This is a genomic window from Aquabacterium sp., from assembly GCF_041915145.1.
Lineage (GTDB): Bacteria > Pseudomonadota > Gammaproteobacteria > Burkholderiales > Burkholderiaceae_C > Aquabacterium.
Map to the genome: position 1 here is coordinate 48415 of NZ_JAYSBZ010000011.1, position 9971 is coordinate 58385.

The window sequence follows — 9971 nt, forward strand, 5'->3', positions numbered from 1 at the left end:
ACCGGGGCGGATCAAACCGCGCGCAGCAAGCCGGCGATCTGCTCGCTCATGCGAGCCGCCGCGCCGCGGTGGGCCTGACTGAATGCCGTGGCACGCTGAGCCATCGCCGCACGCATCGCCGGGTCTTGGGCGATCTCGCAGGCCGCGCGCACGCCGTCTGCCCAATCCGCCACCCGACGCGCCGCCCCCGCCTGCTCCGACATCTCGGCCGCTTGAGCGAAGTTGAAGGTGTGTGGCCCCATCACCAAGGGGCAGCCACATGCCGCAGCCTCGATCAGGTTCTGCCCGCCAAGTGGGGCAAAACTCCCGCCGAGCAAGGCCACATCGGCTGCCGCATAGTAGACCGGCATTTCGCCGATCGAGTCGCCCAGCCATACGTCGGCGGCCTGCGCGCGGGCGTCCGGCAATCCAGCTCCCCAGGTGCTGCGCCGAGCCAGTGTCATGCCTCGCGCGGCAATGGTTGCGGCGACCTCATCGAAACGCTGCGGATGCCGGGGCACCACAAACAAACGCGGACGCGGTTGATGTTGCGCCAACCAGGCATCTAGCAAGTCGGCATCTTCGCCTTCGCGCGTGCTGGCCGCCAACACAATGGGCCGAGTGCTGATGCCTCGCCACGATTGCCCCAACTCGATCAAGGCCGGTTTGGGCGTCACGTCGAACTTCAGGTTGCCCGTCACCAGCACCTCAGGCGCACCGGCTTGCCGCAAACGGGCCGCGTCATCCGACGTCTGCGCCAAGGTCAAGGCGAGCTGCTGGGCAGCCGGCCGCAGCAAGGCTGCAAAGCGCAAACCTTGCCGCAGGCTCTTCTCGCTCAAGCGGGCATTCGCCAGCACCATGGGCACGCCGGCATCAGCCGCCGTCACTTGCAGATTCGGCCACACCTCGGTTTCCATCAACACGCCGACACGCGGGCGAAACTGCCGCATGAAGCGCCGCGTGGCGCCCGGGGTGTCGTAAGGCAACCAGACCTGGCGGTCGCCCTCGTGCAGCAAGACCTGCCCGGCCTCGCGACCGGTGGCGGTGGTGTGCGTCAGCAGCAGGCGCATGCCGGGCAGATCAGCCCGCAGCGCGTCGATCAGCGCGGTGGCCGCGCGAGTCTCGCCCAGCGATACGGCGTGCACCCAGATCCATCCAACCGAGGCATCGGCGGATCGATCAGCGCCATACCAACCCAGCCGCTGCAAGCACGCGAAGCGATACAGCGGCTCAGCCCGGCCGCGCCACCACAATCGCGCCAGATACACCGGCGTCAACAAGCGCAGCAGCGCCGAATAGACGCCGCGCGCGCAACGCTGCTTGAGCGTCAACGGCAAAGCGGCGCCGCTCAGTGCCCCGCCCCCACGTGGGCGTCAGGCTTGACGGCGTGAATCGCCGCCATGAACTGCGCCTGGATGCGGTCGAGCGCGGCTTGCGTCTGGCCTTCAAAGCGCAGCACGAGCACCGGCGTGGTGTTCGAGGCGCGCACCAGGCCGAAGCCGTCGTCGTATTCGGCGCGCAGGCCGTCGATGGTGATGACTTCGCGAGCGCCCTCAAACTGGGCGGTGCTGCGCAGTTTCTCGACCAGCGCGTGGTGCTCGCCCTCGGCGCATGGCACGTTCAACTCGGGCGTGCTGAAGCTGGTCGGCAAGGCGTCGAGCACCGCGCTCGGGTTGGCGCTGCGCGACAGGATCTCGAGCAAGCGCCCGGCTGTGTAAGTGGCATCGTCAAAACCGTACCAGCGCTCGGCAAAGAAGATGTGGCCGCTCATCTCGCCGGCGATCGGCGCGCCGGTTTCCTTCAGCTTGGCCTTGACCAGCGAGTGGCCGGTCTTCCACATCAGCGGCTGCCCGCCGGCATCGCGAATCGCCTGCGCCAAGCGCTGCGAGCACTTCACGTCGAAGATGATCTGGCCGCCCGGCACGCGGGTCAGGATGTCGCGGGCAAACAGCGTCAACTGCCGGTCCGGGAAGATGTTGTTGCCGTCCTTGGTGACCACCCCCAGACGGTCGCCATCACCGTCGAACGCCAGGCCGAGCTCGGCTCCGGTCTCCTTGACCTTGTTGATGAGGTCAACGAGGTTTTCGGGCTTGGACGGATCGGGGTGGTGATTCGGGAAGTCGCCATCCACCTCGGAGTACAACTCGGTCACGTCGCAGCCCAGCGCACGCAGGATGCCCGGCGCCGATGCGCCCGGAATGCCGTTGCCCGAGTCGACCACGATCTTCATCGGGCGCGACAGCTTGCAATCGCCCACGATGCGTTGCGTGTATTCGGCCAGCACGTCGAGTTGCGTCAGCGAGCCGGCGCCGCTGGCGTAGTCTTCCGCTTCGATGCGCTTGCGCAGGCCCTGGATGTCGTCGCCGTAAATGGCGCGCCCGGCCAGCACCATCTTGAAGCCGTTGTAGTCCTTCGGGTTGTGGCTGCCGGTCACCTGGATGCCGCTGTGGCAGCCCTCGGCGCCCCGCGTGGCGGCCACGTAATACAGCATCGGGGTCGTGACCGCGCCGAGGTCGATCACATTGACGCCCGCAGCACGCAGGCCGCGAATCAGCGCCGCCACCAGCGAGGGGCCCGACACGCGACCATCGCGCCCCACCGCCACGGTGCGCTCGCCCAGCTTGGCAGCCTCGGTACCAAACGCGCGGCCCAGATGCTCGGCCACCACTTCGTTCAATGTCTGGCCCACGATGCCGCGGATGTCGTAAGCCTTGAAAATGGATGCGGCAACTTGCATGACGGTCCCTTCAGCGCGAACGCTGGTTGGTGAATGGTAGAAATTGAAGTGCGGCGATTTTAGATACCGATCACGAGCCACCCGTGACTCGCAACCAGCCGGCTGACAATTCGTCGTCAACAGACTACTGCCGAGCTCGAACAAACACAGAACGGACATGACCACACAACGCCAGCACAAGCACCGCTTGAGCCTGAAGCTCGCCAAGCCCCGCAATCCGCTGGTGGCCCCAACCAGTCAGCGCAAAGCCGGCTCGCATCAGAAGTCGATGCGCCGCGAACGCCAGGCAGCCCGTCGCGAAATCGCCACCGCCTTGAAAGAACGCTGATGCGACGCACGAGCTCGCCGCCCAAGCCCGGCATTGCAGTCGGCTGAACGCATGCGCAGTCTCACTAGCGAGCGCAAAACACAGGTACAAAGAAAAACCGCCTTGAAATTGCTTTCAAGGCGGTTTTAATTTTTGGCGGAGTGGACGGGACTCGAACCCGCGACCCCCGGCGTGACAGGCCGGTATTCTAACCAACTGAACTACCACTCCGCAGTGGCAACGACTTTGCTGACTTGCGCCAGCCAAGTGCCGTCAAACTTGGCGTCCCCTAGGGGATTCGAACCCCTGTAGTCACCGTGAAAGGGTGGTGTCCTAGGCCTCTAGACGAAGGGGACTGAATCTTCGTCGAACTTGAACCGCACTCAGCTTTGGTATGTGGTGGAGGTAAGCGGGATCGAACCGCTGACCTCTTGCATGCCATGCAAGCGCTCTCCCAGCTGAGCTATACCCCCGGTGTTTGTTGCCAAACTCTCACGAGTACCGCGCTGATTCTGCATTCAAACCTGCAAGCTTTTGGCTTGCGTTGCGTTGATTGCAGTGCTGCTCAAGCAAGACCGCTACTATAGCACCGCCATCAAAATCTTTGCAAGCGGTTGATGACAATTTCTTTGCCAAAGAGTTCGAGTACCGCGTCGATCGACGGCGTCTGAGCACGCCCGCACACCAGCACGCGCACCGGGATGGCCAGTTGCGGCATCTTCAAGCCGTGTTCGGCGATGGTGTCCTTGATGGCTTGGTTGATCGAGGCCTTGTCCCAATTGGCCGCGCTCAGCCGCTGAGCCAATGCCTGCACGGCAGGCCGGATGGCGTCGGTCAAGTGCGTGGCACGGTCTTCATCGGCCGGCGTCACGTCGGCGAAATACATCGAGAGCCACTCGGCCAACTCGATGGTGGTGGCGCAACGATCCTTGAACAGGCCGCACGCCCTCACCAGCCGATCGTCCGCCGTGGTCTGGATGCCGCGCTTGGCCAACTGCTCCACCACCAGGGATGCCAGCTTGGCGTCGTCCGTCATCTTGATGTGCTGTGCGTTCAGCCAGCGGAGCTTGGCCCCATCGAATTGACCGGCCGACTTGCCGAGATGGTCCAGGTCGAACCACGAGATGAATTGCTCGCGCGAGAACACCTCGTCGTCGCCATGGCTCCAGCCCAGGCGCGCCAGGTAGTTGACGACGGCATCGGCCAGATAGCCCTCGTCGCGATACTGCGTCACCGGCTTGGCGCCGTTTCGCTTGCTCATCTTCTCGCCCTGCTCGTTCAACACGGTGGGCAAGTGCGCGTACACGGGCGGCTGCTTGCCGAGCGCACGGAAGATATTGATCTGACGCGGTGTGTTGTTGACGTGATCGTCGCCACGGATCACGTGCGTGATGTCCATGTCGAGGTCATCGACCACCACGCAGAAGTTGTAGGTGGGCGTGCCGTCCGGGCGCGCGATCACGAGATCGTCGAGCTCGTCGTTGCTGATCTCGATGCGGCCCTTGACCTTGTCGTCCCACACCACCGAGCCGCCGATCGGGTTCTTGAAGCGGATCACCGGCTGCACGCCCTCGGGGACGGGGGGCAAGACCTTGCCCGGCTCCGGGCGCCAGGTGCCGTCGTAGCGCGGCTTTTCTTTCGCCATCATCTGGCGCTCGCGCAGCACGTCGAGCTCGGCTTGCGACATGTAGCAGGGGTAGGCCAGACCGGCGTCGAGCATCTGCATGAGCACCTCTTTGTAGCGCTCGATGCGCTGCATCTGGAAGAACGGGCCCTCGTCGTGGTCGAGGCCCAGCCATTTCATGCCTTCGATGATCACGTCAACGGCCGCTTGCGACGAGCGTTCGAGATCGGTGTCTTCGATGCGCAGCACGAACACGCCGTTATTGGCGCGGGCGAAGGCCCAGGGGTACAGCGCGGAGCGGATGTTGCCGAGGTGGATGAAGCCGGTCGGGCTCGGTGCGAAACGGGTGCGAACGCGAGAAGTCATAAAGAATTCAAAACAATTTCAGATTCAGGCCCAGGTGCCCAGGCCGCGCAGGAGGTCGTCCTGAATGTCGAGCGGGTGCTCCAGGCCGACCGCCACGCGGATCAGCCCCTGGCCGATGCCGGCCGCCTGGCGCTGGGCTTCGGAAAGCTTGCCGTGCGAGGTGCTGGCCGGGTGCGCCAGAAGGGTCTTGGTGTCGCCGAGGTTGGTGCAGCGCGACAGCGTCTGCAATGAATCGAGCACATGGAAGGCCCGCTCACGCGCCTGCTCGGGGCCGCTAGCCTGCACGTCGAAGGACAGCACCGCGCCGCCCATGCCACCCATCTGCCTCATGGCCAGCTCGTGCTGCGGGTGGTCGGCCAGGGCCGGGTAGTACACGCGCGCCACGGCGGGCTGCTGCTGCAACCACTGCGCCAGCTCGAGCGCCTGGGCGCTTTGCGCACGCATGCGCAGGTCGAGCGTTTCGAGTCCCTTGAGCACGACCCAGGCGTTGAAGGGCGAGAGCACCATGCCGCTGTTCTTCTGCACGGGCAGGAATTTCTCGTTGACGAGCTGCTCGCTGGCGCACAACGCGCCAGCCATCACGCGGCCCTGCCCATCGAGATACTTGGTGCCCGAGTGCATGACGATGTCGGCGCCCAGCTCGGTGGGGCGCTGCAGCGACGGCGTGGCAAAGCAGTTGTCCACCGCCAGCAAGGCGCCCGCCTCGTGAGCCAGATCAGCCAGCGCCGCGATGTCGCAAACCTCGGTGAGCGGATTGGTGGGCGTCTCGGCGAACAGCAAGCGGGTGTTCGGGCGGATCGCCGCCTTCCAGGCCGGCAGATCGGTCTGCGGCACGCAGGTCGATTCGACGCCAAAGCGCGCGAACTCGGTGCCGATCAGCTTGATCGTCGAGCCGAACATCGACTGCGAATAGAGCACATGGTCGCCCGCCTTCAGCAAACTGAAGCACATGAGCATGATGGCTGCCATGCCCGAGGCCGTGGCCAGCGCGGCTTCGGTGCCCTCGAGCGCCGCCAGCCGTTGCTCGAAGCTGGCCACGGTGGGGTTGCCCGACCGTCCGTAGGTATAGCCCGCATCCTGACCGGCAAAGCGACGTGCCGACGCCTCAGCGCTGGGCTGAACGTAGCCGCTGGTCAGGTAGAGCGCCTCGGAGTTCTCGCCATACTGGCTGGGCTCGACGGCCGCGCGCACCGCCAACGTCTGCGGGCGCAGCCCCTTGCTGTTCGGCGGCACCGCCATCAGTTCGACTCCGAGCTCGACTGCAAGGCCAGACGCCCGCGCGCGGCGGCGTCTTCTTCGTCACCCTGGGCGGCCGAGACGCGCTGCGTCTGGATGGCGTCGAAGTCTTCCGGCGACACGTCGCCCGTGACGTACACGCCATCGAAGCACGACGCTTCGAATCCCTTGATGCCCGGCTGCAAGGCGCCGACAGCGCGCTTCATGGCTTCGACGTCCTGATAGATCAGCGCATCGGCCCCGATGATCTGGCGGATCTCTTCGGCGGTGCGCCCGTGCGCCACCAGTTCGGTCTTGGTCGGCATGTCGATGCCGTAAACGTTCGGGAAGCGCACCGGCGGCGCGGCCGAGGCCAGATACACCTTGCTGGCACCCGCCTCACGCGCCATCTGCACGATCTCCTTGGACGTGGTGCCGCGCACGATGGAGTCGTCCACCAGCAGGACGCGGCGGCCTTCGAACTCACAGCCGATGGCGTTGAGCTTCTGGCGCACCGACTTCTTGCGCACCGACTGCCCCGGCATGATGAAGGTGCGGCCCACGTAGCGGTTCTTCACGAAGCCTTCGCGATAAGGCTTGCCGAGCTTCTGTGCCAGTTGCATGGCAGACGGCCGGCTCGATTCCGGGATCGGAATGACCACATCGATCTCGGACGGCGGCATGGTCGAGATGACCCGCTGCGCCAGCGTCTCGCCCATGTTGAGACGGGCCTGGTAGACAGAAATACCGTCGATCACCGAGTCCGGTCGCGCCAAGTAGACGAACTCGAACATGCACGGGTGATGGTTGGTCTGCTCGGCGCACTGCTGTGCCTGGACTTCGCCATCGAGGTTGATGAAGACGGCCTCGCCCGGCGCCACATCGCGCACCAGGCGGTGGCTGGTGCCCTCCAGCGCCACCGACTCGCTGGCCACCATCACGGTGCGCCCGTCCGGGCCGTCGGACTCGCCAAAGCACAACGGGCGAATGCCGTAGGGGTCCCGGAATGCCAGCAGGCCATGGCCGGCGATCAGGCAGACCACCGCGTACGAGCCCTTGATGCGGCGATGCACCGACTTGACGGCGGCAAAGACTTTCTCGGGCGTGAGCGGCAACTCGCGGGCGGCCACTTCGAGCTCGTGAGCCAGCACGTTGAGCAGCACCTCGGAATCGCTCTCGGTGTTGACGTGACGACGATCGATCGCGAACAGCTCGCCGCGCAGGGCATGGGCGTTGGTCAGGTTGCCGTTGTGGGCCATCACCAGACCGAATGGCGCGTTGACGTAGAACGGCTGTGCCTCTTCTTCGCTGTAGGCATTGCCTGCCGTCGGGTAGCGCACCTGGCCCAGACCCACGGTGCCCGGCAACGCGCGCATGTTGCGCGTGCGGAAGACGTCGCGCACCATGCCGCGCGCCTTGTGCATGAAGAACTTGGTGCCACGCGCATCGGGCCCGGCCGTGACGATGCCGGCGGCGTCCTGACCACGGTGCTGCAGCAGCAGCAGCGCGTCATAAATCAACTGGTTGACAGGCGCCTTAGAAATCACGCCCACGATGCCGCACATATCTCACCCCATCTCAAGAACACCACGCCCAGCCGACTCGGGCAGATAGTGATCGACCGCATCGGGCATGAGAGGCCTCAACCCGTCGATCAACACCAGCAACCAAGCCGCCCCTTGCGAGGCTTGCCACGCTGAAGAGTGCGACAGCGGGGTCATCTGCACCACCGTCGCCACCACCAGCCCAATCACGACCCCACGGGCCAATCCGAACACGCCACCCAGCAAGCGGTTGGTCCCGCTCAAGGCCGACGCCCGCACCAGTTGGTTGAGCAGCCACGACGCCACGCCCCACAGCACCAGCACGATCAAAAACAACACCCCCATGCCGACGCCGACATTCACCGGCGACCCCGGCGCGCCGACCGGCACGTAAACGGCAAAGTCCGCGCCAAACCGATGCGCCAGCACATACGCTACCGCCCAGCCCAACAACGACAGCACCTCGGCCAGCAAGCCCCGCAGCACACCCACGGCGACGGACAGGGCCAACATGCTCAACAATGCCACATCCACCCAAGCCATGCATGCGCCCCCGGTCAGTCCGTCGGGCTCAAAGCGTGAGGATGGCCGCGGTCATGCCGGCCTGTCGAATCTTGCTGGCGGCCTTCTCGGCCGCTTCCTTGTCCGGGAAGGGCCCCAGCCGCACCCGAATGCGTTTGCCGCCCTCACCGTTCACAACTTGGGTATAGGTTTTCAGACCGAGTTTCTCGACCTTGACTCGTGCTTCGTGCGCCTTGGGCACATCGGCAAAGGCGCCGATCTGCACGATGTAGCGCACATCCGCTGACGAGGCAGCGCGCGCGGCGCCGGCGGCCGGCTTGGCGGCCTCCTTGCCATTGAGCAGGGCCTGGGCGCGAGCCGCATCTGCTCCGTCGTTGGATTTGCCGCCTGGGTTCTTGCTGTCGGGTTTGCTGGCGGGCTTGGCCGCCGCCTCCGGCTTCGGGGACACAGCAGCCGGCACGGACGGCCTGGTCGCGGCCCGAGATACGTCGTGCGCGGCGACAACCGCTGGCGACGCAGCGGAAGCGGCTGGAGCAGCTGGAGCGGCACCAGCGGGCGTTTCGTCCTCGGCAACAGAACGTGCCGCCGGCGCGGGTTCGTCCACTCGGCGAGCAGCCGTGGCACCAGCCACGCGGGGCACTTCGAGATCATGCCCGCCATCCTTGTGCGGCATCACGATGGGCAAATCGGACGGCAGCGGCCGGGGCTGGCTATCGAACAACAGCGGAAAACCAATCACCCCCACGACCACCAGCACCGCAGCACCGATCAGGCGGCGGCGCGCACGCGTGCGGGCTTCTTCACTCGGCGTGGCTGCCGAAGCCACCCATTCGTCGGTCGGCTTGGCGCGAAATCGCTGGAGGAAGGAAGGCAAGGACATGCGCTACAGGGCTCAGCGGAAGGATTCAGACGAGAGAAGCGGGGCCGGCGATGCGTCGAATTGCTTCAAGCCTTGGAAGCTGCGGCCACGACATGCTGACCACCCAGTCGCGGTACGCCGTTCGCCAGCACACCGCCGACCGTGAAGAACGATCCGAAGACCACGATTCTATCCGCCGGGTCAGTGGCGGCTACGGCCGCGTCGAGCGCCGCCTGAGGGCTCGCGTGGGTATGCACCCGCACAACCGCCGGCAACACTCGTCCGGCTTCGCGCCCTCGCGTGAGCTCGCTCTCGATCACGGCCTGCAGCTCCGCAGCCGACGCAGCACGAGGAGTAGGCAGGTCGGTGCAGCACCAGACATCCACCAGCGGCAGCAGGCGCCCGACCACCTGGGCCAGATCCTTGTCGCGCATGGCGCCGAACACCGCGAACGTGCGCGGATAAAAGCCCATCTGATCGAGGTTTTGCGCCAGCGCGGCCGCCGCGTGCGGGTTGTGCGCCACGTCGAGCACCAGAGTCGGCTGCCCCGGCACGATCTGGAACCGCCCTGGCAGTTCGACCCGCACCAGGCCCACACGCACCGCCTGCGCGGTGATCGGCAGGCGATCGCGCATGGCCTGCAGAGCCGACAACACGCCCGATGCGTTGATCAACTGATTGGCACCGCGCAAAGCCGGATACGCCAGCCCGGCGTAGCGACGCCCCCGCCCAGCCCAGCCCCACTGCTGCTTGTCGCCCGAGACGTTGTGGTCGCGACCGCTGAGCCACAAATCAGCGCCAATGGCCCACGCGTGGTT

At 65.6% G+C, this 9971-nt stretch carries 9 protein-coding genes and 3 tRNA genes; 1 reads left to right on the top strand and 11 read right to left on the bottom strand.

Annotation, left to right across the window (positions count from 1 at the left end):
- Positions 1 to 11 precede the first annotated feature (11 nt).
- Positions 12 to 1310, bottom strand: coding sequence for a 3-deoxy-D-manno-octulosonic acid transferase (locus ACE3SS_RS03690; RefSeq protein WP_374591489.1), 1299 nt, complete (start codon positions 1308 to 1310; stop codon positions 12 to 14).
- A gap of 17 nt (positions 1311 to 1327) precedes the next feature.
- On the bottom strand, positions 1328 to 2716 hold the full coding sequence (locus tag ACE3SS_RS03695) for a phosphomannomutase/phosphoglucomutase (protein ID WP_374591472.1): 1389 nt from the start codon (positions 2714 to 2716) through the stop codon (positions 1328 to 1330).
- Between the two features lie 157 nt (positions 2717 to 2873).
- Between ACE3SS_RS03695 and ACE3SS_RS03700 the strand changes: the two genes are divergently transcribed.
- Positions 2874 to 3044: a hypothetical protein gene (locus tag ACE3SS_RS03700; RefSeq protein WP_374591474.1), complete on the top strand. Its 171-nt coding sequence runs from the start codon at positions 2874 to 2876 to the stop codon at positions 3042 to 3044.
- 133 nt (positions 3045 to 3177) lie between these two features.
- Here the strand turns inward: ACE3SS_RS03700 and ACE3SS_RS03705 are convergent.
- The 9 genes from ACE3SS_RS03705 to ACE3SS_RS03745 form a co-directional block, all read right to left on the bottom strand.
- A tRNA-Asp gene (locus tag ACE3SS_RS03705) sits at positions 3178 to 3254 on the bottom strand.
- Positions 3255 to 3303: 49 nt separating this feature from the next.
- Positions 3304 to 3379 (bottom strand) — tRNA-Glu (locus ACE3SS_RS03710).
- 41 nt (positions 3380 to 3420) lie between these two features.
- Positions 3421 to 3496: transfer RNA gene (locus ACE3SS_RS03715), tRNA-Ala, on the bottom strand.
- Positions 3497 to 3618: 122 nt separating this feature from the next.
- Positions 3619 to 5013, bottom strand: a complete 1395-nt coding sequence (gene gltX, locus ACE3SS_RS03720; protein ID WP_374591476.1) for a glutamate--tRNA ligase — start codon at positions 5011 to 5013, stop codon at positions 3619 to 3621.
- Positions 5014 to 5037: 24 nt separating this feature from the next.
- On the bottom strand, positions 5038 to 6252 hold the full coding sequence (locus ACE3SS_RS03725) for an O-succinylhomoserine sulfhydrylase (RefSeq protein WP_374591478.1): 1215 nt from the start codon (positions 6250 to 6252) through the stop codon (positions 5038 to 5040).
- Positions 6252 to 7793: an amidophosphoribosyltransferase gene (purF, locus tag ACE3SS_RS03730; RefSeq protein WP_374591480.1), complete on the bottom strand. Its 1542-nt coding sequence runs from the start codon at positions 7791 to 7793 to the stop codon at positions 6252 to 6254. The genes ACE3SS_RS03725 and purF overlap by 1 nt, the downstream gene beginning before the upstream one ends.
- A gap of 3 nt (positions 7794 to 7796) precedes the next feature.
- Positions 7797 to 8315, bottom strand: coding sequence for a CvpA family protein (locus tag ACE3SS_RS03735; protein ID WP_374591482.1), 519 nt, complete (start codon positions 8313 to 8315; stop codon positions 7797 to 7799).
- 28 nt (positions 8316 to 8343) lie between these two features.
- Positions 8344 to 9174 carry an SPOR domain-containing protein gene (locus tag ACE3SS_RS03740; RefSeq protein WP_374591484.1) on the bottom strand — a complete coding sequence of 277 codons (831 nt, stop codon included), beginning with the start codon at positions 9172 to 9174 and terminating at the stop codon, positions 8344 to 8346.
- Between the two features lie 65 nt (positions 9175 to 9239).
- Positions 9240 to 9971 (bottom strand): glutamate ligase domain-containing protein (locus ACE3SS_RS03745; RefSeq protein WP_374591486.1); only part of this gene is annotated, 732 nt, incomplete at its 5' end.

Excerpts from the sequence above, each read along its gene's own strand:
- purF (WP_374591480.1), bottom strand. The coding sequence starts at position 7,793 with ATGTGCGGCATCGTGGGCGTGATTTCTAAGGCGCCTGTCAACCAGTTG.
- ACE3SS_RS03700 (WP_374591474.1), top strand. The coding sequence starts at position 2,874 with ATGACCACACAACGCCAGCACAAGCACCGCTTGAGCCTGAAGCTCGCC.
- ACE3SS_RS03735 (WP_374591482.1), bottom strand. The coding sequence starts at position 8,315 with ATGGCTTGGGTGGATGTGGCATTGTTGAGCATGTTGGCCCTGTCCGTC.
- ACE3SS_RS03695 (WP_374591472.1), bottom strand. The coding sequence starts at position 2,716 with ATGCAAGTTGCCGCATCCATTTTCAAGGCTTACGACATCCGCGGCATC.
- ACE3SS_RS03725 (WP_374591478.1), bottom strand. The coding sequence starts at position 6,252 with ATGGCGGTGCCGCCGAACAGCAAGGGGCTGCGCCCGCAGACGTTGGCG.
- ACE3SS_RS03740 (WP_374591484.1), bottom strand. The coding sequence starts at position 9,174 with ATGTCCTTGCCTTCCTTCCTCCAGCGATTTCGCGCCAAGCCGACCGAC.
- gltX (WP_374591476.1), bottom strand. The coding sequence starts at position 5,013 with ATGACTTCTCGCGTTCGCACCCGTTTCGCACCGAGCCCGACCGGCTTC.